This is a genomic window from Acinetobacter sp. 1566109, from assembly GCF_000582255.1.
In the GTDB taxonomy this organism is placed as follows: domain Bacteria; phylum Pseudomonadota; class Gammaproteobacteria; order Pseudomonadales; family Moraxellaceae; genus Acinetobacter; species Acinetobacter nosocomialis.
In genome coordinates, this window is sequence record NZ_JEYB01000051.1 from 1 (window position 1) to 24,832 (window position 24,832).

General features: G+C 38.7%; 23 protein-coding genes. 10 read left to right on the forward strand and 13 right to left on the reverse strand.

The window, feature by feature from the left end; genetic code table 11:
* Positions 1-427: TorF family putative porin (locus J582_RS20405; protein WP_032048482.1), on the reverse strand; the 427-nt coding region annotated here is incomplete at its 3' end.
* 965 nt (positions 428-1,392) lie between these two features.
* On the opposite strand from J582_RS20405, the gene J582_RS20410 reads away from it, so the two are divergent.
* Complete coding sequence (locus J582_RS20410) at positions 1,393-2,712, forward strand: OprD family outer membrane porin (RefSeq protein WP_031982187.1); 1,320 nt, start codon at positions 1,393-1,395, stop codon at positions 2,710-2,712.
* A gap of 107 nt (positions 2,713-2,819) precedes the next feature.
* Here J582_RS20410 and ppa read toward each other — a convergent pair whose 3' ends face one another.
* Entirely contained in the window at positions 2,820-3,347 is a 528-nt protein-coding gene (gene ppa, locus J582_RS20415) for an inorganic diphosphatase (protein WP_002048945.1), read from the reverse strand.
* 127 nt (positions 3,348-3,474) lie between these two features.
* Positions 3,475-3,873: an MAPEG family protein gene (locus tag J582_RS20420; RefSeq protein ID WP_002048944.1), complete on the reverse strand. Its 399-nt coding sequence runs from the start codon at positions 3,871-3,873 to the stop codon at positions 3,475-3,477.
* A 106-nt stretch (positions 3,874-3,979) separates the two neighbouring features.
* On the opposite strand from J582_RS20420, the gene J582_RS20425 reads away from it, so the two are divergent.
* Complete coding sequence (locus tag J582_RS20425; protein WP_004883685.1) at positions 3,980-4,363, forward strand: hypothetical protein; 384 nt, start codon at positions 3,980-3,982, stop codon at positions 4,361-4,363.
* Positions 4,364-4,404: 41 nt separating this feature from the next.
* On the opposite strand, the gene J582_RS20430 is transcribed toward J582_RS20425, so the two are convergent.
* From J582_RS20430 to J582_RS20455, 6 genes are all read right to left on the reverse strand, one after another.
* A complete protein-coding gene (locus J582_RS20430; RefSeq protein WP_002048927.1) occupies positions 4,405-6,084 on the reverse strand; it encodes a long-chain-fatty-acid--CoA ligase in 1,680 nt (559 codons plus the stop codon).
* Between the two features lie 297 nt (positions 6,085-6,381).
* Positions 6,382-8,601, reverse strand: a complete 2,220-nt coding sequence (parC, locus tag J582_RS20435; protein ID WP_032048483.1) for a DNA topoisomerase IV subunit A — start codon at positions 8,599-8,601, stop codon at positions 6,382-6,384.
* Positions 8,602-8,754: 153 nt separating this feature from the next.
* Positions 8,755-10,074 (reverse strand): MFS transporter, encoded by a 1,320-nt coding sequence (locus J582_RS20440; RefSeq protein WP_032048484.1) that lies wholly within the window; start codon positions 10,072-10,074, stop codon positions 8,755-8,757.
* Between the two features lie 82 nt (positions 10,075-10,156).
* Positions 10,157-10,801, reverse strand: coding sequence for a trimeric intracellular cation channel family protein (locus J582_RS20445; protein WP_002048969.1), 645 nt, complete (start codon positions 10,799-10,801; stop codon positions 10,157-10,159).
* Positions 10,802-10,846: 45 nt separating this feature from the next.
* Complete coding sequence (locus J582_RS20450; RefSeq protein ID WP_031982192.1) at positions 10,847-11,314, reverse strand: YchJ family protein; 468 nt, start codon at positions 11,312-11,314, stop codon at positions 10,847-10,849.
* Between the two features lie 71 nt (positions 11,315-11,385).
* Entirely contained in the window at positions 11,386-12,978 is a 1,593-nt protein-coding gene (locus J582_RS20455; protein WP_031982193.1) for a TerC family protein, read from the reverse strand.
* A gap of 326 nt (positions 12,979-13,304) precedes the next feature.
* On the opposite strand from J582_RS20455, the gene J582_RS20460 reads away from it, so the two are divergent.
* The 5 genes from J582_RS20460 (at position 13,305) to J582_RS20480 (ending at position 18,056) form a co-directional block, all read left to right on the forward strand.
* Positions 13,305-13,928: a TIGR00730 family Rossman fold protein gene (locus tag J582_RS20460; protein WP_001089658.1), complete on the forward strand. Its 624-nt coding sequence runs from the start codon at positions 13,305-13,307 to the stop codon at positions 13,926-13,928.
* 168 nt (positions 13,929-14,096) lie between these two features.
* Complete coding sequence (gene mdtD, locus J582_RS20465) at positions 14,097-15,488, forward strand: multidrug transporter subunit MdtD (protein ID WP_006581192.1); 1,392 nt, start codon at positions 14,097-14,099, stop codon at positions 15,486-15,488.
* 77 nt (positions 15,489-15,565) lie between these two features.
* Positions 15,566-16,324 carry a GH25 family lysozyme gene (locus J582_RS20470; protein ID WP_004883694.1) on the forward strand — a complete coding sequence of 253 codons (759 nt, stop codon included), beginning with the start codon at positions 15,566-15,568 and terminating at the stop codon, positions 16,322-16,324.
* Position 16,325: 1 nt separating this feature from the next.
* Complete coding sequence (gene dinB, locus J582_RS20475; RefSeq protein ID WP_031982196.1) at positions 16,326-17,381, forward strand: DNA polymerase IV; 1,056 nt, start codon at positions 16,326-16,328, stop codon at positions 17,379-17,381.
* A 321-nt stretch (positions 17,382-17,702) separates the two neighbouring features.
* Complete coding sequence (locus J582_RS20480; RefSeq protein ID WP_004711002.1) at positions 17,703-18,056, forward strand: RidA family protein; 354 nt, start codon at positions 17,703-17,705, stop codon at positions 18,054-18,056.
* Between the two features lie 154 nt (positions 18,057-18,210).
* On the opposite strand, the gene J582_RS20485 is transcribed toward J582_RS20480, so the two are convergent.
* The 4 genes from J582_RS20485 to J582_RS20500 form a co-directional block, all read right to left on the reverse strand.
* Positions 18,211-18,711 carry a DUF2726 domain-containing protein gene (locus tag J582_RS20485; RefSeq protein WP_032048486.1) on the reverse strand — a complete coding sequence of 167 codons (501 nt, stop codon included), beginning with the start codon at positions 18,709-18,711 and terminating at the stop codon, positions 18,211-18,213.
* Between the two features lie 315 nt (positions 18,712-19,026).
* Positions 19,027-21,405 carry a YgiQ family radical SAM protein gene (locus tag J582_RS20490; RefSeq protein WP_004711003.1) on the reverse strand — a complete coding sequence of 793 codons (2,379 nt, stop codon included), beginning with the start codon at positions 21,403-21,405 and terminating at the stop codon, positions 19,027-19,029.
* A 216-nt stretch (positions 21,406-21,621) separates the two neighbouring features.
* Positions 21,622-22,881, reverse strand: a complete 1,260-nt coding sequence (locus J582_RS20495; protein WP_009505540.1) for an esterase-like activity of phytase family protein — start codon at positions 22,879-22,881, stop codon at positions 21,622-21,624.
* Positions 22,882-23,027: 146 nt separating this feature from the next.
* Complete coding sequence (locus tag J582_RS20500) at positions 23,028-23,432, reverse strand: helix-turn-helix domain-containing protein (RefSeq protein WP_031982198.1); 405 nt, start codon at positions 23,430-23,432, stop codon at positions 23,028-23,030.
* Positions 23,433-23,513: 81 nt separating this feature from the next.
* Here J582_RS20500 and J582_RS20505 point away from each other — a divergent pair, with 81 nt between their 5' ends.
* From J582_RS20505 to J582_RS20515, 3 genes are read left to right on the forward strand one after another with little or no spacing between them, the layout of a single operon-like run.
* Positions 23,514-23,999 (forward strand): DUF2938 domain-containing protein, encoded by a 486-nt coding sequence (locus J582_RS20505; RefSeq protein WP_031982199.1) that lies wholly within the window; start codon positions 23,514-23,516, stop codon positions 23,997-23,999.
* 18 nt (positions 24,000-24,017) lie between these two features.
* A complete protein-coding gene (locus tag J582_RS20510) occupies positions 24,018-24,584 on the forward strand; it encodes a flavodoxin family protein (protein WP_031982200.1) in 567 nt (188 codons plus the stop codon).
* Positions 24,585-24,588: 4 nt separating this feature from the next.
* Positions 24,589-24,822 carry a DUF2798 domain-containing protein gene (locus J582_RS20515; RefSeq protein WP_031982202.1) on the forward strand — a complete coding sequence of 78 codons (234 nt, stop codon included), beginning with the start codon at positions 24,589-24,591 and terminating at the stop codon, positions 24,820-24,822.
* The last annotated feature ends 10 nt before the right edge of the window (positions 24,823-24,832 follow it).

Consider the following 24,832-nt stretch of genomic DNA (forward strand, 5'->3'; position numbering starts at 1 on the left):
CATTAAAATCTAATCCATTTTTGCCATCGTAACCAATACCGTTACGGTCAAAACTATGGCCCGAACCAATGTAACCATAATGGATCACACCTACATCATAAGTTGGCGCAAGCTTATCGGATAACTTTAACGTATTGGTATAACCCAAAGCGACATCTGTTTCAGTTGAGTTACCTGTTACACCAAAATCAACACTTGAACCCCAAAGTGATAAATAAGCACCTGATTTATGAGAAAAAGTAAAACCACCTTGAATGGCAGGGTTATTTGAAGATTGTGTAACACCACGGAAACGATAATCTGTGGTTGCTGCTACGCTACCTGTTGTCGTGATTCCATAGAAAGATGGAGCACTTTCAGCCATAACCATGGTTGAACCTGCTGTGAGTACGCCGACTGCTACTGCTTTAAGTGCAAATTTCATCATTTTGATCTCCCCCACAATGAACGCACGATTTAATTGAATTAAACAAATTTTGTTACTTAAGCTTTAGCAATTGCTGTGCCAAGTCCATATTTCGTATCGCTGGGCTGCATAAGTTTTGAAATCAAATTCTTTTTAAAATGAAAATATCGCCTAACGCTCATAGAAATATATTTATAAAAAACAAATATATAAAATAGATTTATTACAAATCTAAAAATACTCAACATAGAAAAAACCCCTTATCGGAAATTAGTAACCGAGGTAAGAAGTATTCCTTTGATACGCGTAAATTTTCTATTTAGATCTAAAGTTGAGATATAAAAAGTATGTAAATTATTGAAGGCGGTAGATGAAATGATCTGTGATTGAGCATTTTTGCTTACTTCATTTCTGTATTTATTTCTGAGTTAAAGTCGATGAACTATTTTGGGTCTTTTTTAGGCACCAATATAAATAAAAAAAGTACTGCACAGAATTTATGCAAAATATCGCACTAGATTTGATCAGTTCAATTAAATTCTATTGGCTTATTATAACAATCGGTTCATATATACAGTACTTCTAAAAATAATGTTATACAGTAACAATTTATAAGTAGGCTTAAAATAAATCGTTGAAAAAATCAACTCAAAGCAAGGTTAAAAAGTAAACATATCCAGCAAAAAAGGATAAAAAATGAACACAAGAATCACGTATTTTTTGAAGTTTGACTATAAAATAAATGGTAAAAATCAACTAAAAAATAAATTACTTTTTTTATTTTAAACAATACATTAAGTACAAAAGGCTATGAGTAAATTTACTAAATAACCGGTAGCACATTAATCAATTTCTGCATAGCATATATAAAATAAAATCAACAAAAATATATCTTTTTTATAGATTACTTATACAATTGATGGAAATCCTAGGCCCTGAACTATAACAAGGCACAGGATTTATCGTTTTTATGAGGTTCTTTAAATATGCTAAATGCACAAAAACTTACATTAGCAGTTCTCATTTCTGCGGCAATAATTTCCTCAGCTCAGGCAAGCGAGCAAAGTGAGGCAAAAGGATTTGTTGAAGATGCGAACGGTTCTATTCTCTTCCGTACAGGTTATCTAACTCGCGACAAAAAACAAGGCGCGAAAGATACTAGTTCATTTGCTCAATCGGCAATTGTAAATCTTGAATCTGGCTTTACCCCTGGTATTGTTGGTTTCGGTGTAGGCGTTGTTGGTGACGGTTCATTTAAAATCGGTGAAAATAATAATGCCGGTAACCAAATGATTCCTAAGCACAACGATGGTTCAGCTTACGATCATTGGGGCCGTGGTGGCGGTAGCGTTAAAGCTCGTTTCTCAAATACGACTGTACGTTATGGTACTCAAGTACTCGATTTACCAGTTTTAGCAAGTAACACTGGCCGTATGGTTCCTGAATATTTTACAGGTACTTTATTAAAAAGCCATGAAATCAAGAATCTTGAATTAGTAGCTGGTAAATTCACTAAAGACCAAATGTCTGATCAAATTAATACCGATGCCGATGCGTCTGGCAGAGGTCTTGATCGTGCAATCGTTTGGGGCGGTAAATATAAGTTTAATGACAACTTAAATGCATCTTACTATGGCTTAGACAGCAAAAATGCACTTGAACGTCATTACGCTAATGTGAACTTTAAACAGCCTTTAACAAATGACAGCTCATTAACTTATGACTTTAGTGGCTACCATACTAAGTTTGATGCAAATGCACATACTTATTCAGCGACTGGAGCTGTAGCACCAAATTATGGTAACACTGGTGTAGCTGGTGAAGAAAAGACCAACAACATTTGGGCAGTTTCAGGAACTTATGCTACTGGTCCACATAGTGTGATGCTTGCTTACCAACAAAACACTGGTAATGTTGGTTATGACTATGGTCAAAATGCTGATGGTTTCCAAAGTATTTATTTACCAAACTCTTATATGTCTGATTTCATCGGTAACCACGAGAAATCTGCACAAATCCAATACAACGTTGATTTCGGTAAATTAGGTGTATTACCTGGTTTGAACTGGACAACTGCATTTGTATACGGCTGGGACATCAAAGTTCGTAATGTAACTGACGATGCTCAAGAACGTGAATTCTTTAACCAAGTAAAATACACAGTTCAAAGTGGTTTTGCTAAAGATGCAAGTCTTCGTATTCGTAACTCTTACTACCGTGCGAGCGATGCTTACCAATCTAATGCGTACATCGGTGATACAAACGAATGGCGTATCTTCCTTGATATCCCTGTGAAATTATTCTAATTCATAGATCTATCAAGCATAAAAAAACCTACCTCTGGTAACACAGGTAGGTTTTTTATTGAGTCTAGAATATCAATTGAGACACACTAGACTCATAAAATCAGAACTTATTTTTTAGCAGCTTCGATTGCTTTCAATACTTCAGCTTTAGCAACGTCCGCACCTTCCCAACCGCTGATTTTTACCCATTTGCCTGGTTCTAAATCTTTATAGTGGCTGAAGAAATGCTCAACTTGGCTAATCAACAATGGAGGAAGATCTGTATATTCCTTCACGTCTTTGTAAAGTGGAGATAATTTCTCATGTGGAACAGCGATTAATTTCGCGTCGATACCACCGTCATCTTCCATGTTTAATTTACCCACTGGACGGCAACGAATTACAGAGCCAGCAGCAACAGGATGCGGAGTTACAACAAGTACGTCTAATGGGTCGCCATCTTCAGACAAAGTATTTGGTACATAACCATAGTTTGCTGGATAGAACATTGCTGTGCCCATGAAACGGTCTACAAACAATGCATCAGAATCTTTGTCAATTTCATATTTAATTGGCGCTGCATTTGCAGGAATTTCAATGATGACATAGATGTCATTTGGTGCATCTTTACCTGCTGGGATATTGCTGTAACTCATATCAATACTCTTTCGTTATGAAGTCAGATGTAAAATCCACTCGATTATAACGTGGATATCATCAAAATGATGCCGATTATACAATGCGCACACGCGAAAGTTGATATGAATGGTGACAGAATGACACTCAAGTCAACTTAATTGTCACGATCAACAAGAATATTGGGCATAACAATGATAAAAACCAGACAATCGAGCGTAAAGTTGCCCAATTACTCAAGTAACAAATGCCATAAATCACGCGCAAAATAATATATGCCCAGCCCAGTCTCAAAATAAAGTACTCAGGCACCACCATATATTCAGCCATCAGAATAGCTGTTAAAAATAAAGGTAAACTTTCAAAACTGTTTTGTTGTACTGCATTTGCCCGAGCAGCGATCCCCTTTGTATTAGCAAGAAAATCTCTTGGGTTCTGATTATCAGAGGGCTGAAAACCACCCTTAAATTTTGCAATTACGGTAAATGCGTATGGCAGCAAACATGCCACTAAAATAATATAGATAATGCTGCTGATGCCGTGCATAGTGCCATCCATCACTGAAAATACTGTTGATCATGCTATCATAACTCATCGTTTTTACCTGAAATTTTATGCAATCGCATGTCATCACTGATTTATAGGGCTATGTATGCAACAACCTGATCAAAAAGAATTGCTCGAGGTCTTAGAAAAGCAAAAGAAGAACCAGCTTCAGGTAGATCTTATCTTCAAAATTGTATTACCCATTGTCGCTTTTTTACTGAGTGTGATTTGCGCGAATTTCAATTGGCAATCGACACTGGGTACCTTTGTCATTTTGACAATCACTTTTATTGCAGTGGGTGTCAAAAGACTTCCTTTATGGCATTGGCTCATTGTAATTACCGTGTATTGTCTGATAGATAATTACCTTAGTTATGGCCAACTTGACTTGTCTCACTTACGCCTACAACTCGGCACAATGATTGTTTTTGTGGGTATGGTTGGAATCGGCCGTCCTTATGTAGATCGCTGGTTTATGAAAAGCCACTAAATAAAAAAGCGCCCTACGGCGCTTTTTTTAATCACTAACGATTAAGCAGGTTTACGTAGATCTTTACGTAAAATTTTACCTACATTTGATTTTGGTAATTCATCCATAAACTCAACATAACGAGGGCGTTTGTAGCCTGTTAAGTTTTCTTTAGCAAAGTTCAAAATTTCTTCTGTGGTCAAGCTTGGATCTTTTTTCACAATAAAGAGTTTTGGTACTTCACCTGATTTTTCATCTGGAACACCAATTGCAGCAACTTCCAACACTTTTGGATGTTTAGCAATAACTTCTTCAATTTCACTTGGATAAACGTTAAAGCCTGAAACCAAAATCATATCTTTTTTACGGTCTACAATTTTTGTATATCCACGGCTGTCCATTACACCAATGTCACCTGTACGGAAGAAGCCGTCAGCTGTCATCACTTTAGCAGTCTCATCTGGACGGTTCCAATAACCTTTCATCACTTGAGGACCACGGATGGAGATTTCACCTTGTTCACCTAAAGGTAATTCTTTACCGTCATCATCTAAAATAGCAACTTCTGTTAAAGGTAATGGAATACCAATGGTGCCGCTAAATTCAGTAGAAGCTGGAGGGTTTGCAGTCGCTACCGGAGAAGTTTCTGATAAACCGTAACCTTCAATAATGGTAGTGCCAGTAATTTTCTTCCAAGCTTCTGCTGTAGAAGGTAAAACTGCCATACCACCGCCCATTGCCATTTTTAAATTGCTATGGTCAAGTTGTTTGAACTCTTCATTATTTACCAAGGCATTAAACAATGTATTTACTGCTGGGAAGAAAGAAGGTTGGTATTTACGTAATTCCTTAATCACGGCTGGTAAATCACGCGGGTTCGGAATCAGGATATTTGCCTGTCCTTTGTACATGCCGTACATCGCACAAACCATGAATGCAAAAATATGATAAAGAGGTAATGCACAAACGATACGATCACCTTTAGCACCATCATTTGCACCAAATTTACTTTGGAAAATACCGTCACACTGTAAAAGGTTAGCAACCAAATTACGATGCGTCAGCTCAGCACCTTTTGAAACGCCTGTTGTACCACCCGTATATTGAAGCACAGCAGTATCACTTAAAGTTAAAGTCGGGCGTTTATAATTGCTTGGGTTTTCTTTATTTAATGCGCTATTAAATTTAACATGGCCAGGAATATTCCAAGCTGGAATTTGTTTACGCACTTTACGTAAAACAAAGTTCACTAAAGTACCTTTTAGTGTACCCAACATGTCTCCAACAGAAGCAACTACAACATGCTTGACTGGAGTTTTACCTAAAATACTTTGATAAACACTCGCAAAGTTTTCAATAATGACGAGAACTTCAGCACCTGAGTCATTTAACTGATGTTCAAGCTCACGTGCTGTGTATAGCGGGTTAACATTCACTAAAATCAAGCCAGCACGGAAGACTGCCAATGCCACTACAGGGTACTGCAATACGTTTGGCATCATTACTGCAACACGCGTACCTTTTGCTAACCCCAAATTTTGCAAATAGGTCGCGAACTTACGGCTTGCAAGTTCCAACTCGTTAAATGACATGGCTTTATCCATAAAGATAAAGGCATCACGAGAACCAAATTTTTGGAAATTACGCTCAAAAATATCAACAAGTGAGGTATTTTCTGCAGGCAATGCTACTGTTTCTGGAATCCCTGTCTTTTGGTATTCTGCAAACCAAATCTTTTCCATAATGCCATTATCTCCGATTCGTAATCCTTAGTAATAACTGTTATTCAATGCCCCAGCTATTCTTTAGCTTCTTGGTGCCAGAACATATTTAAAACTTATTGGCACATTCATGACACTTTCGAACAAGATTATGAGACAGAAGTTTTGACAATTTGACCCTGCCAAATTTTTTGCATGGAGTACAAATTATGTACTCCAAATTGCTGCCCTTTTAATCATTATTCCATACCAACAAGTTCAGTTCACTGCTTGAACTTGTTGCCATATATAGCGTATTTATGTTGCCAGACGCTAGCTTTATCTCTGAATCAACAGTTTATTTGCTTTTTGATATCCACGTGGTAAGAGCTGACCTTTCGAAGCACGTTTACCCATGTATTTTTGTAGATCATCACCTTTTAATTTGAGATGTTGTTGACCTGCAACCACCTGAATTATTTCATCTAAGTTCAGGGTTGTCATGGATAAAATTTGCTCTTTGGCTTCAAGTTGTATCAACTTATTACCTTTACCTTTATTTAAATTTGGCAGCTCGGCCAAATCTAAAATTAACAAACGCCCTGCTGAGCTCAGTACAGCCAAATGCGTCATATTTTGGGCAGAAATGAGTGGTAGAGCTTTTGACTTCTCTGGTACCGTTAAAAATGTCTTACCGGCTTTCGCAGTGGTATCTAATTGCTTAGTTTGAGTTTTAAAACCGTAACCTGCGGAACTTGCAGCAATCAATTCAGACTCATCATCATCTAAATAAACCTGAATAAACGATACACCACTTGCTGGAGAAAGCTTAGAACTTAATGGATCCCCCAAGCCTCTGGCTGAAGGTAAATTACTAATCGGTAAGGCATAACTACGCCCTGTTTCATCAAGGAAATAAACTCGCTGATTGGTTTTACCGACAGCATGACTTAAATATTGGTCCCCTGCGCGGTAGTTCAGATTTTCAGCATCAACATCTGCACCTTTTGCCGCACGGACCCAGCCAGCTTCAGACAACACAACTGTTACCGTTTCGGCTGGCATTAAATCCTGTTCTTTAATTTGAACCGCTTCAGCACGTGCGACAATTGGAGAACGGCGCTCATCACCGAACTTTTTCGCATCTTCTTTTAGTTCACCAATAATCAGATTTTTTAGAGATTCAGGATTTTCGAGTTGTTCACGAATAATGGCAGCTTTCGCCGAAAGCTCATCTTGTTCATGACGGATTTCCATCTCTTCAAGTTTTGCCAAATGACGTAATTTAAGCTCTAAAATTGCTTCGGCCTGTATCTCATCAATATTGAAGTGTTCCATCAACACTGGTTTAGGCTGATCTTCTTCACGAATAATACGAATGACTGTATCAATATCGAGATAAGCAATTAAAAGACCTGCCAAAATATGCAGACGCTTTTCAATACGGTTTAAATGATACTGCAAACGACGAGTGACCGTTTTTTTACGGATCTCAATCCATTCCAGTAAAATACGGCGAATCGATTTAACTTGAGGGCGGCCATCTTCGCCAATCATATTTAAATTGACACGATAGCTTGATTCTAAATCGGTGGTCGCAAATAAGTGACTCATCACTGCTTCCGCATCAATACGGTTAGAACGCAGCACAATCACGAGTCGTGTCGGGTTTTCATGATCCGACTCATCACGCACATCAACGACCAATGGCAGCTTTTTAGCCTGTATCTGGTCAGCAATTTGAGTAATCACCTTAGAACCAGATACTTGATATGGCAGCTCAGTAATCACAATTTCATGCTTTTCAACAGAATAAACCGCTCTCATGCGGTAGCTACCACGACCAGTCGTCTGGATTTTAAGTAACTCTTCTGGCGGAGTAATAATTTCAGCTTTGGTTGGTAAGTCTGGAGCCGGAATATATTCAGCTAATTTTTCATCTGAGGTTTGTGGATTACGGATTAAGGCAATCGTTCCTTTTACCACTTCACGCAAATTATGCGGTGGAATATCGGTGGCCATACCCACAGCAATACCAGTTGTACCATTGAGAAGAATATTAGGTACACGTGCAGGTAAAGTGATCGGTTCTTTTAACGAACCATCAAAGTTATCTTGCCATTCGCTAGTGCCCTGACCTAATTCGCTCAGCAACAATTCACTATAAGCCGAGAGTTTGGCTTCGGTATAACGCATCGCAGCAAAAGACTTAGGATCATCTGGTGAACCCCAGTTCCCCTGACCTTCAATTAAAGGATAGCGGTAACTAAATGGCTGGGCCATTAAGACCATGGCTTCATAACAAGCCGAGTCACCATGTGGATGGTATTTACCCAGTACATCACCCACTGTACGCGCTGATTTTTTAGGCTTACCACTATTTTTTAAGCCTAGTTCGCTCATAGCATAGACAATACGGCGCTGTACAGGCTTTAAGCCATCACTGATATGCGGCAATGCACGGTCCATAATGACGTACATGGCATAATTCAAGTAAGCCTGCTCAGTAAATTCGGCTACAGAGCGGTTTTCTGTTGCATGATGCGCAAGGCTGGTCATAGTCAGCTTATCTTCCAAATCAGTCGTTATTTTAAGTGTGTATTATGCTAAGTGGGCTATGTTACAGACACAAGAGGGACTCTGTCACCTGAGCGTCAAATTGTGTCTTATCTCTCTATATTTTTAGTTACTTGCTATAAAGTTAGGCAAAAACTATAGCCCGATCGACTCTAACCTTTTACCTTGAGTCTCTTCACCTAATACCAAAATAACTAAGGCCACAGCAAGTAAAACAATAGTGAACATCATAAAAACATGATTAAACCCGTTTTTAGCAACCATCATATGTGTCACGACCATTGGCGCAACAATTCCACCGATACGCCCCATTGCCGATGCCCAACCCGAACCAAAGGCCCGAATGTTGGCTGGATATTGTTCTGGTGTGTAGGTATATAACACTCCCCATGCCCCCAAATTAAAGAATGACATGAGACAGCCCCAAAACATAATGCTATTTACACTATCAGCTTGTCCAAAGAAATATGCTGACAAGGCACAAAAACCGATAAATGCCGCGAGTGTAATTTTTCGGCCTAATCGTTCAACAAACCACGCGGCCGCCAAGTAACCCGGTAACTGCGCCAAAATCATAAGCAATACATATTCAAATGATTTGACAATGTCGTAACCTTGTTTCACCAATAAACTCGGTAACCACGTGAAGATACCGTAATATGAATACACAATTCCAAACCAGATCAGCCAGAGCATTAGACTTCTGCGAGCAAATTGGCCACTCCAGAGCTGTTTAAATGAAACTTTTTGTCGCATCGCCACAGGCACGACTTCAATATGATGAACAATTTGCACGCCTGCTTTAGCTTCTAGTTTTTGTACAAGTGCATGCGCTTCTTCAATACGACCACGGTTAATTAGATACGGTATCGACTCAGGGACTTTTTTCCAAATCACTAAAATATAAATAAGTGGAAGACCTCCCACAAGAAAGGCAATATGCCAGCCAAATTTAGGAATAATAAAATAAGAAATAAGTGCTGCGACTAGCCAGCCTAATCCCCAAAAGCTTTCAAGCAGAACAATAAACCGTCCACGAACATGAGCAGGAACATATTCACTGACCAATGTAACTGCTACAGGTAACTGTCCACCTAGCCCTAGTCCCACAATAAAACGAAAAATTAATAGCCACTTCAGATCTGGAGCAAAAGCACATAACGCAGTCGCAATACTATAGATGGCCATAGTCATCGCAAATACAGTTTTTCGGCCAAAACGATCTGCCAAGGCACCAGAACAAACTGCTCCTATGGCCATTCCCACAAAGCCAATACTGACAATCCAGCCACTTTCAACTGGTGTTAATGACCAGTCGTTAACAAGGGTCGTCATAATAAAAGCGATAATACCGGTATCCATCGCATCAAACATCCAACCTAAACCCACTACCCATAAAAGTGTGTAGTGAAATTTGCCAATTGGAAGATTTTGTATACGTGAAACCAGATCCATAGGAACAACTCTACTGGAAAGAATAAGTGGACAAGACCATATATAGAATTGTTATATCATGCCCACATGAAGTTCTGCATGATTAATGTTCGTCGGTTGAAGAAGCCGACTCTGCATCATCATCTTTATAAATAAATTTAGGCATTTCCAAACCAAAATAAATGGCAATTAAACGAAGCGTAAAACCAAATACCAAGGTTGAAATAACAGTAAGTTCTAGACTTAAACCTAAATCTAGACAGACCCAATAGCAAATAACAGCAACAAAAGAAATACTTGCATACAGCTCACGGCGGAAAACAAACGGGACATCGTTACATAAGATGTCACGTAAAATACCACCTGAAACTCCCGTTAAAACGCCTGCTACAGCCGACACGACAAAGCCATGTCCCATTTGTAAGGCAATCTGGCAACCAATAATGGTAAATCCAATCAAACCTAAAGCATCAAGTACCAAGAAAATGTTATGTAAATGGCGCATCCACTTGGCAATAATGATGGTAACAAAAGCAGCACAACACGTTAAAACTAAATATTCAGGATGCTTTACCCACGTTAAAGGATAGTGCCCAAGTAGTACATCACGTACAGAACCACCACCCAAGGCCGTCACACAGGCAATCAGTACAACACCGAACCAGTCCATACTCCGTCGCCCAGCAGACAATGCACCAGTCATGGCTTCGGCAGTAATCGCAATAATATAAATAACGGTGAGTAACATTGCCCTTTCCTTCAGGCCAAACGGTGGGCGTATTTTAAGATAAAGTTATAGGAATTGTGCACAGCATTGCTTAAATTTTTTTCCTGAACCACAGATACACGGTTGTTTCATGGTGACCTGCATATCGACCGTTGGATCAAGGAAAAACCATTGCTGCTGGTGATATACAAAATGTGAAACTTCATGATGGATTTGAGCACTTTTTCCATCGTGATAATGAGCCTTAAACTCGACCTGTGCATGAGTCTTGTCTAATTTTTCTTTGGCCTGTATGACTTCTAAACCGAGCCATTGATTCTGTTTGCTCCATTCGGCAATCGCCTCTTTATCAAGAACAGCTTGCTGACCTAAAGCCGTCGTTTGAACAATATAATCGATTTGCTGCAATGCAAATGCGCTATAGCGTGAACGCATAAGCTGCTCTGCGGTGAGTGCTTTTGCTGTGCCTAAATGTAAAGGCTCACAACATTCTGAATAGCTACCTTTTCCACATGGACAAGATTGTTGGGTCATTCGATACTTCTCAAATAAAAAATAGCTCAAAGTTGAGCTATTTTATGATGTTTCTAAATTTGGAACGCAATTTAATCTTTCGTTTCATCTTGTTCGATAGAAACAATATGAACTTTCTCGATCTTGTGGCCTTCCATGGTTACAACTTCAAAGCGATAACCATCCGCTTCAACAGTTTCACCATTTTCAGGTAAGCGACCTAAATGGAATAACAAATAACCCGATAAAGTAGAGTACTGTTCACTTTCATCTACCAAATCACGACCGAGTAAAAGCGATACATGGCGAATATCGGTTGAACCTTCAAGTATTAACGAACCATCTTCTAAGCTTTCAGCTGCTGCATCTAGTTCATCTTCATCAGGGAACTCACCCGCAATTGCTTCTAAAATATCAATTGGTGTCGCAATACCTTCAATTGAACCATATTCATTTAGAACAATCGCCATTTGCAAAGGAGCCTGACGTAATTGTTCCATCACCATAAGCACTTGAGCATTTTCATGCACAATGACTGGCTCACGTAAGTACTTTTGAAAATCAACAATGCCTGTTTCAATGAAGCCATTTAGAACTTTATGCGTAAGCGCGATACCTTCAATATTATCAAGTTCACCACGAGCAACAATTAAACGTGAATGTGTCATCGACATTAAGCGTTCTTTCAAAACTTCTGGTTCATCATCTAAGTCAATCCATTCAAGCTCAGGTCGTGGAGTCATCACCGACTTTACTGGGCGTTCAGATAACCCAAGTACGCCTTGTACAAGCACACTATGGTAAGCACCATTTTCTTCATCAAAGACTTCATCGGCAAAAGCTTGAGTAGCCAATACATCTTCTTTATCAGCCGTTTGGGCATCTGAAGTAGAACCGCTATTTTTACTGCCTAACATACGTAAAACCGCAGAAGCTGTGCGATAACGTAAATCTGTAGTCGTCACTAGCTTTTCTTGATTGCGGCGCATGGTTTGGTTGATCATTTCAACTAAAATCGAGAAACCAATCGCAGCATATAAGTAACCCTTCGGAATATGGAAACCAAAACCTTCCACCACCAACGAGAAACCAATCATCATTAAAAAGCCAAGACACAGAATAACGACTGTTGGGTGCTTATTTACGAAGTCCATGAGTGGTCTTGAAGCCCACAGCATAATACCCACAGCAATCACAACAGCAACCATCATGATTGAAAGCTCTTTGACCATACCTACAGCAGTAATTACGCTGTCTAGTGAGAATACGGCATCAAGCACTACAATCTGGACAATCACCATCCAGAACGCAGCATGAACTGGATTATCTTCTTTATGAAGCTGTTTACCTTCCATGCGCTCATGCAATTCCATGGTGCCTTTAAATAACAAGAACACACCACCGAATAACAAGATCAAATCACGGCCAGAGAATGGATGGTCAAAAATATGGAAAAGTGGTTGGGTGAGTGTCACAACCCAAGCAATTGAAGCTAACAGAATAAGACGCATTCCCAAAGCGAGTATTAAACCCACTATACGTGCCTTAGTACGTTGTTCTGGCGGTAACTTTTCAGCCAAAATAGCAATAAAGACGAGGTTATCGATCCCTAGTACGATTTCAAGAACAATTAATGTAGCTAAGCCTACCCAAGCAGACGGATCAGACATCCATTCAAAGATCATTGATCCTGCTCCTGTGCTGGGTGGATTTTATCTTTATTGGACAACGCAACAGGCGTGCCTAGACAAAGGGGGAATAATGTTTTTTTAGGACAAGAAATTAAAACGGAGCGACTACAACCACTACCCATATTTGTTCATATGTTGTTAAACGAATTTTCAGTATAGGCAAGATTTAACATAAATTCATCATTTTTATTTGATCATTATATGTATTCACCAAACCCATACAAAACATGAATCTTTCCTATAAAACTGCTTATAAAGTTGTCATATTTTTTGCTTAGTGTAGACAAGAAATATGAACGTGATAAGGTGAAAATAAAGCAATGAATAGCGTATTAACAATGGCAGTAAATGATTCACCAATAACATCTGTAAAAACAACACAACCTCTTATTGCATTATATTGTGGCTCACGAGCAGGAAATAACCCGATTTATCGCGAAAAGGCAATTGAGTTAGCCAGCGGAATTGCTGAACAAGGTTTTGGTTTGGTCTACGGCGGTGCCAGCATTGGTCTAATGGGACAAGTTGCAGAAAGCGTACTTGCGCATGGTGGAGAAGCTGTAGGTGTCATTCCTGAATTTATGCTTGATTATGAAGTGGCTCATGCAGGATTGACCGAACTGCATGTGGTCGAAACCATGCATGAACGTAAAGCCATGATGGCAGAGCGTGCGAGTGCTTTTATCGCACTACCTGGTGGTTTGGGAACATTCGAAGAAATTTTGGAAATTGCGACGTGGGGTCAACTCAATCAGCATCAAAAACCCATGATTTTATATAACGTAAATGGTTTTTATAATGCATTAATTGCTCAGTTAGACCATGCTGTACAAGAAGGCTTCCTCCCTCTTCAGCATCGAGCTAAATTAATTGTATGTGAAGAAATCGATCAAATTTATAACGTCATTAAAAATTTAAAAATGCCAAAAAGATTTGTTGTGTAAACTCTCCTATCTCAATAAAAAAGCGGTTCTTCCGCTTTTTTTGTTTTAACTATTTTCACGATTGCCTTCAAAAGCAATTAGATTTAGTAAAGGGGTACTCAACATTGCCTTACTCTTTTTACTTTCAATTTGTTTTACACTAAGCGAAAACGTTAATTTTCAAATGTTATGAATGCCACGCCGACTCATCAAGCTTTGCAACCTGAATATCGCCTATTGGTTCTTTTGGTTTCCATTGGCTTTTTTATGCAGGCATTAGATACAACAATTGTAAATACAGCTATTCCTGCAATGGCACATCATTTAAATGAAGATCCATTACGTATGCATAGCGTGGTGGTAGCTTATGTTTTATCTGTGGCGGCCTGTATTCCTTTAAGTGGATGGTTAGCCGACCGCTTTGGTGTTAGAAATACGTTTTTATCAGCAATTGTTATTTTTACGCTTGCATCTTTAGGTTGTGGTCTTTCTCAAAGCCTTAATGAACTTCTATTTTTCCGTGTCATTCAGGGCGTTGGGGGGGCATTATTACTCCCCGTTGGTCGTTTATCACTTTTAAAAATTATTCCCCGAACTCAGTTCCTAGCTGCCATGAGCCTTATGAGTCTGGCAGGTTTACTTGGTCCTTTGGCAGGTCCCACACTCGGAGGCTGGCTCGTTGAAGTTGCAACATGGCACTGGATTTTTCTTATTAATATTCCAATGGGTATACTCGGTATATTAATGACATTAAAAGTCATGCCAAATGTAAAAGAACCTACAGTAAAATCCTTTGATCTTATTGGTTTTGTGCTCTTAGTCGTTGCAATGATTGGCTGGTCTTTAGGTATTGAACATATTGCCTCGCCTGAATACTCCAAATGGTTCAGTATTTCACTGTTAGTGGTGGGAGTAATCGCAACGCTTTGGTATGCCTATCATTCACATACACATCAAAATGCATTATTCCGTAGCCGTCTCTTTAGAAATAAAATTTATGCGATTGGTATTTTAGGTAATTTCTTCGCCCGCTTTGGTGGTAATGCCCTACCTTTTGTTTTACCACTCATGCTACAGGTCGCTTTTGGTTTTGAGCCATTCATTGCGGGATTAATGATGATTCCGCTAGTGTTAGGCTCGCTTTTCTCCAAGCCGATTGTTAGACCGATCATTCAGAAACTGGGTTATCGTCGTTTTCTGTTAATTAACACAACTTTAGTGGGACTATGTATTGCGTCTTTTGCAATTATGACTGTCGACACCCCAACTTGGTTTAGAGCTTTACACTTCTTCTTATTTGGTACATTAAACTCATTACAATTTGTAGGAATGAATACGCTCACCTTAAAAGATTTGCCTCAGCAAGATGCGAGTAGTGGGAATAGTTTCTTATCAATGATTATGATGCTTTCAATGAGTATTGGTGTTGCGCTAGCAGGTACACTCATCAATGTATTTACCAATTACTATGGTACAGCCCATGTAACAACAGCGTTCCATGTCACCCTTATTTGTTTAGGTTGTATTAATGTCATTACTGCGCTTATCTTTTGGCAAATTCCAAAAAATACACCTGTGTAAGCAGTTGCATTTTTAGCATGGTTTATATTTCTTAAATCACGCTATGATGTGGGCTTCATATCAATACTGAGTTTTGCATGACCAAGCTGGCAAAAACCTTTTCTGCACCACGCTACAATACCCTAATTGGGATTGTTTTAGCTTGTGTTATGGGGGTTCTAACTTACTTCGGTCTGTTCTACCAACAAAAAGCAATCGCTCAAGATTACCCTGTTCAAGGCTTTGATATTTCTCATCATCAAGACGATATCAACTGGAAAAAAATATCCCAAAAAAAATTCCAATTTGTTTATTTAAAAGCAACTGAAGGCGGTGATTATAAAGACCCAAAATTTCAAGAAAACTGGCTAAAAGCACGCGAACATGGATTTCATGTCGGGGCTTATCATTTTTATCGTTTATGCCGTGATGGTAAAACACAAGCTGAAAATTTTATTGCCACTGTGCCCAACAAGACCGATGCCCTTCCCCCTGTTATTGATTTGGAATATGACGGCAACTGTATTAATGCGCACACTAAAGAACAACTACTTAAAGAAATAGGCATCATGCATGACCGCTTAAAACAGCATTATGGTAAACAGCCTATCTTTTATATTTCCAAAACTTTTTACCACATTGTATTAATAGGTAGTTTCCCTAATACACCTCTGTGGGTCAGAGATTACGAAGGAAAACCTGAGCTTAAAGACAAAAGAAAATGGCTCTTTTGGCAACATAGTAATCAAGGTAAAATTGAAGGTATGACCAAGCCAGTAGACTTAAATGTTTATGAGGGTTCAGTCAAAGAATGGCACCAATTTTTACAGCAGCAAGGCATCGTGAAAGCACAATAATATGCGCAAAATCATTCATATCGATATGGATGCCTTTTATGCATCGGTCGAATTGCGAGAACGTCCTGATCTAAAGCATCTGCCCGTCGTTATATCTTCACATCATCCGCGCGCTGTTATTGCGGCAGCTTCTTATCCTGCTCGTGAGTTTGGTTTACGCTCTGCTATGTCTATGAGCCAAGCAAGAAAACTATGTCCTCACGTTGTTATTATTGAACCTAATTTTGAAAAATATCGTGCTATCTCGGCTCAAATTCATAGTATCTTTCAACAATACACCACTCTTATTGAACCTTTATCTTTAGATGAAGCCTACCTCGATGTTACTGAAAATTTAAAACAAATCGCGAGTGCAACCGAAGTGGCCATGCATATTCGGGAAGATATTTTTAGGCTAACAGGACTGACTGCCTCGGCTGGTGTAGCACCCAATAAATTCTTGGCAAAAGTCGCATCTGACTGGAATAAACCGAATGGCCTGTTTGTGATAAAGCCCTCACAGGTGGCCAGTTTCATTCAAGACTTGCCCTTAAAAAAAATTCCGGGGGTCGGTAAAGTTACCCAAGAAAAACTCCAACAGCTTGAGTTACATACGCTGGGTGACTTACAAAAAATTGAAGAAGCTCTTTTAGTTCACCACTTTGGTAAATATGGGCAACAGCTTTATTTATATGCCCAAGGCATCGACAACCGCCCTGTTCAAGCTGAACGTGCTCGTCAGCAAATTTCAAAAGAAACCACATTTGATAGTGACTTTACTTTAGCCCAGTGCCAACCCTACTGGCATGGCCTAGCCGAAAAAGTCTGGCAAAGTTTAGAGAAAAAGCAACTTAATGCTCGTGGTGTAAATATTAAGCTCAAACTTAAGAATTTCCAGACTTTGCAACACAGTAAAAGTTTTAAGAACCCAATTCATTCTCAACAAGACCTGATTCAAGTTTTATTCTTACTTTTAAATGAGATGCATATTCCCGAAAACTTCCAATTTCGGCTGATTGGTATTGGAGTTTATCAATTACAGACCAAAGCTGACGACTTTCAGTTGTCATTATGGTAAGTGTTGTTTTTTTATACAAAAGAACAACTTTTAAACAAAATCTATTCCCTTTTGCTCAAAGTTTGAAGTAATCTAATCAGCGCATATTCATTACCCATGTATTTGCAACATGTCAAAAACAACCTTTATTTTTGGCATATCGTCCTGTGATTGGCGCGACGACCAAATCCGAATATTACAGGGCACTTAAAATACATGGAGCTTGCCCATCCTTATAAATCACAACAATAATCTACCCAAATTCTTTTGCACTTGCTTGCACCTGCCTACTAACTCTTCATAAAATCGAACTATTCCATAAAGAAACTTTAGAGCATTTTTATGACGGTAAAACGCTTACACGTGACTTCAAGATATTGTGAAGTGGCGATTTCGGGTAATTTGGTTCATTTAGCAGGACAGCTCGCTGATGATACCAGCGTGGACATTACAGCGCAGACCCAACAAACTTTAGACAATATTGATCGCTTACTTGCTGAAGCTGGTACGGACAAGAGTCATATTCTTTCTGTCATGATTTTTCTAAAAGATATTGAAACGGATTATGCGGCTATGAATGCTGTATGGGATGCATGGATTAGCAAAGAGCATCCGCCTGCTCGTACTTGTGTGGAGTCTAAACTTTATGCACCTGATGTACTGGTAGAAATGACTGTCGTTGCAGTACTTCCTTAATTCTCTTTGATTTTAATTAATAAAAAAACTGAGCAATATTGATTAAGATAGTGCTCAGTTTTTTATGTTTTTAGAAATTTTAATTTCAGCATTTTATTCAAATCTTCTTTAATGAGCCCTAAAATTAAATTGCTATAACATCTAGTTATAACTTTTAAGACTTCACGAAAGCATTTGAAATTCTCTCTAACTGAGGTGTGGCAGGTAAAGTTGCCATCTCCGATTCAGGAGTTAATAAATCTCTTCTTAAGTCATGATAATCAGGCACACTGCTATAACGAAGTACACGATACCCTGCAAGTTGTAATAAACGGCGCTCATATTGCTGATGTGCTCGACGTAGCCCATTTTCCTCAAGCATAACCACCACAAAAACCTGATAATTTTGATCAAGTACAACAAAGTCAGCCGTCATATTCTGATATTTGCAGCGAGTATGAGCATATTTAGTCGTTAATAAGGCATCAAATGAAACATGAGCTAATACAGTAAATTTAGGCAATACTGTTTGTAAGCGGGTTAGTGTCATTTGTTCATGACTACTTAACACGGCGCGACGCTTTAAAGCACTGTCTTGTTGGTGCTTTCTTGAGAGACTTTTCACTGCCATCACGACAGTCAAAAAGAGTAATAAGATCGTAATTAAATAGTACATGGGTCCAATCCTTTAAGTTTTTTATAATGATTTTGCTAGATCACGCTTTGTTTTAATTGATAACGACATAGCCGTTTTTTTAAAAGGTTCACTTAGTAATTTCACTTGTAGTTATCAAGCTTGGCTTAAATTTAGCCACCCTCACATTATTTATAATCATAGAGTCAGCAACAATCAAGTGCAGTTCGTCAGATTTTTAGAATTTATCATTTTTCATTACATTTTTTAGGTTAAAAATTCTCAAAAATCTCACTATACGATTTAAATCCCCTCTTCAAAAATAAAAAAGGCTCTGTTTAAGAGCCTTTTTTATCATTATCCACGAGCTTTGGATTTTGGTTTACTTTTGCCACCAAATGGTCTCTTCTCACCTGTTTCACGAGGAGGTAAACCCGTATGTTGGGTAAGTACCTGACCTTTTTGTGGACGCTTGTGATTTGAATGATTATTCGTTTGCTGGTTATTTCGTTTAACTGAGTCCCCTGCTGTAGACGAATTTTTCTTACGGGCAGATTTATATTCCCCTTCAGTACCTTTTGGCTGATAAGTCGGAATTAAATGCTGCTTTGAATTACCAATTAAATCGGCACGGCCCATTTCTTTTAAGGCTTCACGAAGTAATGGCCAGTTATTTGGATCATGGTAACGTAAGAATGCTTTATGCAAACGACGACGTTTTTCACCTTTTACAATATCAACTTTTTCAGTATAGCGAGCGACTTTAGCAAGCGGGTTTTTACCCGAATAATACATCGTTGTTGCAGTTGCCATTGGTGAAGGATAGAAAGTCTGTACCTGATCGGCACGGAAACCATTCTTTTTCAACCAAATAGCAAGGTGCATCATGTCATAATCTGAAGTACCCGGATGCGCAGCAATAAAGTAAGGAATTAGATATTGCTCTTTTCCTGCTTCTTTACTGAAACGATCAAACATTTGTTTAAAACGATCATACGTACCAATACCCGGTTTCATCATCTTAGATAGCGGGCCTTGCTCAGTATGTTCAGGAGCAATTTTTAAATAACCACCCACGTGGTGTTGCACCAGCTCTTTGACATATTCAGGGTTCAATACTGCAAGGTCATAACGTAAACCTGAACCAATCAGAATCTTCTTCACACCTTTAATTTCGCGCGCTTTACGGTAAAGCTGCACTAATGGCGCATGATCGGTATGCAAGTTTTGACAAACGCCCGGATAAACACAAGAAGGTTTACGACAGTTCTTCTCAATTTCTGGGTCTTTACAGTGCAAACGGTACATGTTTGCCGTTGGGCCACCTAAGTCTGAAATAATACCTGTGAAGTTTGGTGCTGTATCACGGATTTTTTCAATCTCACGTAAGATTGAATCTTCCGAACGGTTTTGAATAATACGACCTTCATGTTCTGTAATTGAACAGAACGTACAACCACCAAAACAGCCACGCATAATGTTGACCGAGAATTTGATCATATCAAATGCAGGAAAACGAGCATCACCATAAGTAGGATGTGGCAACCGTGCATAAGGTAAATCAAATACATAATCCATTTCCTCAGTCGTTAGAGGAATTGGAGGTGGGTTAATCCAGACATCACGTTCACCATGGCGTTGCACCAATGCACGGGCATTACCGGGATTAGTTTCAAGGTGCAAAATACGGTTTGCATGCGCATAAAGCACTTGATCATTTGCCACTTCTTCAAAAGAAGGTAAACGAATGACCGCTAACTCTCGTGGTGGTAATTTGTGTTTAATTGCTTTTGATTGCGCAGGCTTTAGTTGAACAATTTGAGTGTCGTCATCTAGTTTATCGCCTTCACGTACAATCGGATTTGCAACAATCTCTTTTTGGAAATTTTGATATTGAGCTAAAGAGTTACCTTTTTCTTTCTCAACCTCACAGCCATCAATATCTTCAGTCATGACATAAGGGTTAATAATTGGATCAACACGCCCAATCGTATCTACGTCATTACTGGCAATTTCAACAAATTTTGCTTTAGATGCTCTGTTATTTTTATTAATAATAAATGCTGTCCCACGAACATCTGTAATCTCGTGGATTTTTTCACCTTTAGCCAAACGGTGCATCACATCAATAATGGCACGTTCACCATTACCATACATAAGCATATCGGCTTTTGAGTCCATTAAAATTGAACGACGGACTTTGTCTGACCAATAATCATAGTGCGCAATACGACGTAAACTACCCTCAATACCACCTAATAGTACAGGTACATCTGGGAATGCTTCACGACAACGTTGGCAATATACTGTTGCAGCACGGTCAGGACGTTTATTTGGTTCATTGTTTGGAGAATAAGCATCATCCGAACGGATTTTACGATCTGCCGTATAACGGTTAATCATCGAATCCATATTACCTGCGGTTACACCCCAAGCAATCGTTGGCTTACCTAAAACGCGGAAGCTTTCAACGTTGGTCCAGTCGGGCTGCGCAATAATTCCGACGCGGAAACCTTGTGCTTCAAGTACACGCCCAATCACACCCGACACAAATGATGGGTGGTCAATATAAGCATCACCACAGACTAAAATAAAGTCACACGCATCCCAGCCGAGTTGGTCCATTTCTTCTCGTGACATCGGCAAAAATGGCGCTGGTTCAAAACACGACGCCCAATATTTGTCGTAATCAAACAGCGCTTTTGGCGCAGTTTGCATGGTATAAGCGGTAGACATGGCTTGCGAATCTCGGCTAGCAGATGAAGGAGAGACATCTAAAGATGAAAGCCGATCATTTTAACATGAATTTCATTCATTTTCCTTGTTTATAAAACATACGGAAACAATAATATAGAAATTAATTTGATTAAAGTTTATCCAATATTTTTATTCTCAGAATAAATACGACGGAATAAAATCCGCCGTAGTCTTAACATAATTTATTTATAGGTATTAGAACAAAGCTTTTGGTAAACGAATTTGAATAATCTCGTTATCATCAGCCAGTTTTGCGTTGCGTCCTGTTGAACCAGGGAAGTTATTGTCATTTAGTACCGTGAGCGTTGTACCATTTTCAATAATCACATCTTCAATGGTTTCAAACGGGAAAGCAAACACCTGTCCCGTACCAATATCCCCCGCTCTAGCTGTGCCATACAACATATTCGGGTTAGCAATTTTAATTAAATCGACTAAATCTTCACGGCTTACTAGCTGGCCTGACTCATTCAATTTAATACGAATTAATTTTTTATATCCGCCTAAATTATTCTGAGTTGCATCACGCTCAATAATAATGCCTTCTTTATCATTAAAGAGTTGGAAATCTCCAATGTTGGTTGCCTTACTATCTAGCTGGAACCAATAATATTTTCCTGTATAGGCTTTTTTCTTAATATCGAATTGAGAAATCAGTAATTGTCTTTCCGTTTCCCGAATTGATTTAATTGGCTTTTCTATAAGAGGGTAAAGATACTGCCCATCTGGTGAAATTGCCATACCTTCAAAACCACCACTTTGCTGAACTAGAGGTTCTACAAAATTAATTTGTGCTTTATTAAACTGATTTTGTGGTGAACGTAATTCTTGAGTCGGATTTAACGGATTTGGTAAAGGAATTGGGGCATCTAATAACACACCATCCGCTGAAAAATGAAGTAAATAAGGGCCAAACTCATCCCCAATCCAATAAGTGCCATCGCTAGTACGTTGCATTGACTCTGGGTCAAAATCAGCACCCGTTAATAAACGCTCAGGCGTGTTACCATTCACGATATTAAAAGGAATTAACTTGTTTGGATCACGCAATTGAATAAAGCTTTGTACAGTAACTTGCCCTGTACCTTTGGCTTTAGTTTTAAAATCAGGTTTTAATTTATAAATACGAAGCAAAAAGTCAGAAGAATTATCTTGGGTACCAAAACCATTATCGGCCATTGCCATATAGCTACCATCTTCATTTTTTAATGCAGCCGAAAAACCTTGTACAGGCTGGCCTTTAAATGGCGGATAAATTCCATTTGCACCTTTTACATATGCACCAGAGTCTGGGCCAGCAGCATAGGTTTCTACAGGCAATTTGGCAAAAGAAATTAAAGTTGGTTCGGTAACGTTTTCTGCAGGTGAAGTTTGTTCTTGATCGTTATCATCATTACATGCCGTCAATCCTAAACTGGCACAGCATAATAATGCGACTAAAGTTTTTTTGCTCATGATTTTATACATTTGGTAAAAAATTAAGCAAATTTAATCAAGCTTATATGAAGTTTTTACTTCAAAAAGATGAAATCTTTATGGCGAATATATGACAAACCCAGCTATTCAATACAGTTACAAACTAAATAACTTCATCAAAAAAATTAAAGTTTTGTTGGCTGATATTCTCCAGCAATTGCTGCTTTCAAAAAATTCTGAAAGGTTGGGCATTCCATATGATTTTCGGCTGGACAGACAGCTGCATGTTGTAATCCTTGACTAATAAAATGTAATCGCTTTGCCATTTGCTCTAGCTGTTCAGCTTTATCTTTTAGTTTTTGACGGTCAAGATCAGGCCGACCATCTTGTCCAAACATAGTAGCGATCTCATTTAAAGAAAATCCGGCAGCACGTCCTAAAGCAATAAGTGCCAGTTGATCAAGCACCTGCTTACCATACTGCCGACGTAAACCTTGCCGCCCAATTGACTTAATTAACCCCTTCTCTTCATAAAAACGTAGCGTAGCTGTTGTGACTTTTGCCTTCTGAGAAACTTCACCAATATCCATAACATCCTCTTGACTTCAAGTGAACTTGAACTTGCACAATAAATTTATCACGTTTCATACGTATAAAAGGAAGGTGTAAAAATGAATACCTCCACATTATTCTTTCAAGCTTTATGTCTTGGTGTTGGTGCAACAGTTATTATGGATATATGGCTGTTAATACTAAAAATATTTAAGATCCCGACTTTAAATTTTTCCTTTCTTGGACGCTGGGTAGGTTGGATATTTCAAGGAAAACTCATCCATCAATCTATCGCTCAAAGCCCTCAAATTAAGGGTGAATATTTATTGGGCTGGATTGCTCATTATAGTGTCGGGATTATTTTTGCATTGAGCTTTCTTGTCATTGTCGGCTCAGATTGGCTCATTCATCCTCAGTTTTACTCAGCACTAATCTTTGGTGTAGTCACTGTTCTAATTCCCTTTTTTATTATGCAACCGGCCATGGGTAGTGGTTTTGCTTCGTCAAAAACCCCGCACCCTTTTCTGAACTGTCTAAAAAGTTTACTGAATCATAGCTTTTTTGGCTGTGGTTTATATCTCACTGCAAAAATATTTCAAATTTAGATAAAGAGGAAATTATCCATGAAAACTGTTGCCATTATTTACTATAGTCGCCAAGGACATACCCAATTTATTGCTCAGCAAATTCAAACTGGTATTTTAAGCCATCAAGATATTGAAGTAGATTTACTTAATGCTGAAGATCTTATCGAGAGCCCAGAAATTCTTAATCAATATGATGGCTTAATTTGGGGATCTCCTACTTATTTAGGTGGCGTATCTTCCAAATTAAAACAACTCATGGATGCAACAGGGCCATTATGGAAAAAGCAGAATTTTAAAGGAAAATTAGCAGCTGGATTTACCGTTTCCTCTCTTCCCGCTGGTGATAAACAATCGACACTAATTTCGATTTTTACCTTTTGTATGCAACACGGCATGCTCTGGGTCGGCAATCCGATTATGCCTGAGCAGCACCAAGGTATTCCTTATGCTCAAGCAGCCAACCGTCTTGGTTCATGGTCAGGCTTAATGGCTCAGGCTGAACACGGCAGTAATGCCGATAGGTTTGAGGAAGGAGATATTAAAACTGCTCAACAATTTGGAGAAAATTTTGCATTGACCTTAAGTGCTTATCAAGGAATATAAAACCATGAAAGCACAGAAACTTTTATTCCTCTTAATTTTATCGGGAATGATGTCTTTTATCGTTTCAGGTATTTCAACTTTTAAAGTAGTAGGACTCAATCATCACTTCGTTTCATTATGGGTATCAGCTTGGATTATTGCATGGATACTGGCTTTCCCAAGTGTATTGATTTGTGCTCCTGTAGCCCAGAAACTCGTTGACCTTGTATTTAAGAATGTTAAAAAAGTACGTCTGTAAGTTAAAACCT

Excerpts from the sequence above, each read along its gene's own strand:
- J582_RS20410 (WP_031982187.1), top strand. The coding sequence starts at position 1,393 with ATGCTAAATGCACAAAAACTTACATTAGCAGTTCTCATTTCTGCGGCA.
- ppa (WP_002048945.1), bottom strand. The coding sequence starts at position 3,347 with ATGAGTTACAGCAATATCCCAGCAGGTAAAGATGCACCAAATGACATC.
- J582_RS20420 (WP_002048944.1), bottom strand. The coding sequence starts at position 3,873 with ATGCACGGCATCAGCAGCATTATCTATATTATTTTAGTGGCATGTTTG.
- J582_RS20425 (WP_004883685.1), top strand. The coding sequence starts at position 3,980 with ATGCAACAACCTGATCAAAAAGAATTGCTCGAGGTCTTAGAAAAGCAA.
- J582_RS20430 (WP_002048927.1), bottom strand. The coding sequence starts at position 6,084 with ATGGAAAAGATTTGGTTTGCAGAATACCAAAAGACAGGGATTCCAGAA.
- parC (WP_032048483.1), bottom strand. The coding sequence starts at position 8,601 with ATGACCAGCCTTGCGCATCATGCAACAGAAAACCGCTCTGTAGCCGAA.
- J582_RS20440 (WP_032048484.1), bottom strand. The coding sequence starts at position 10,074 with ATGGATCTGGTTTCACGTATACAAAATCTTCCAATTGGCAAATTTCAC.
- J582_RS20445 (WP_002048969.1), bottom strand. The coding sequence starts at position 10,801 with ATGTTACTCACCGTTATTTATATTATTGCGATTACTGCCGAAGCCATG.
- J582_RS20450 (WP_031982192.1), bottom strand. The coding sequence starts at position 11,314 with ATGACCCAACAATCTTGTCCATGTGGAAAAGGTAGCTATTCAGAATGT.
- J582_RS20455 (WP_031982193.1), bottom strand. The coding sequence starts at position 12,978 with ATGATCTTTGAATGGATGTCTGATCCGTCTGCTTGGGTAGGCTTAGCT.
- J582_RS20460 (WP_001089658.1), top strand. The coding sequence starts at position 13,305 with ATGAATAGCGTATTAACAATGGCAGTAAATGATTCACCAATAACATCT.
- mdtD (WP_006581192.1), top strand. The coding sequence starts at position 14,097 with ATGAATGCCACGCCGACTCATCAAGCTTTGCAACCTGAATATCGCCTA.
- J582_RS20470 (WP_004883694.1), top strand. The coding sequence starts at position 15,566 with ATGACCAAGCTGGCAAAAACCTTTTCTGCACCACGCTACAATACCCTA.
- dinB (WP_031982196.1), top strand. The coding sequence starts at position 16,326 with ATGCGCAAAATCATTCATATCGATATGGATGCCTTTTATGCATCGGTC.
- J582_RS20480 (WP_004711002.1), top strand. The coding sequence starts at position 17,703 with ATGACGGTAAAACGCTTACACGTGACTTCAAGATATTGTGAAGTGGCG.
- J582_RS20485 (WP_032048486.1), bottom strand. The coding sequence starts at position 18,711 with ATGTACTATTTAATTACGATCTTATTACTCTTTTTGACTGTCGTGATG.
- J582_RS20490 (WP_004711003.1), bottom strand. The coding sequence starts at position 21,405 with ATGTCTACCGCTTATACCATGCAAACTGCGCCAAAAGCGCTGTTTGAT.
- J582_RS20495 (WP_009505540.1), bottom strand. The coding sequence starts at position 22,881 with ATGAGCAAAAAAACTTTAGTCGCATTATTATGCTGTGCCAGTTTAGGA.
- J582_RS20500 (WP_031982198.1), bottom strand. The coding sequence starts at position 23,432 with ATGGATATTGGTGAAGTTTCTCAGAAGGCAAAAGTCACAACAGCTACG.
- J582_RS20505 (WP_031982199.1), top strand. The coding sequence starts at position 23,514 with ATGAATACCTCCACATTATTCTTTCAAGCTTTATGTCTTGGTGTTGGT.
- J582_RS20510 (WP_031982200.1), top strand. The coding sequence starts at position 24,018 with ATGAAAACTGTTGCCATTATTTACTATAGTCGCCAAGGACATACCCAA.
- J582_RS20515 (WP_031982202.1), top strand. The coding sequence starts at position 24,589 with ATGAAAGCACAGAAACTTTTATTCCTCTTAATTTTATCGGGAATGATG.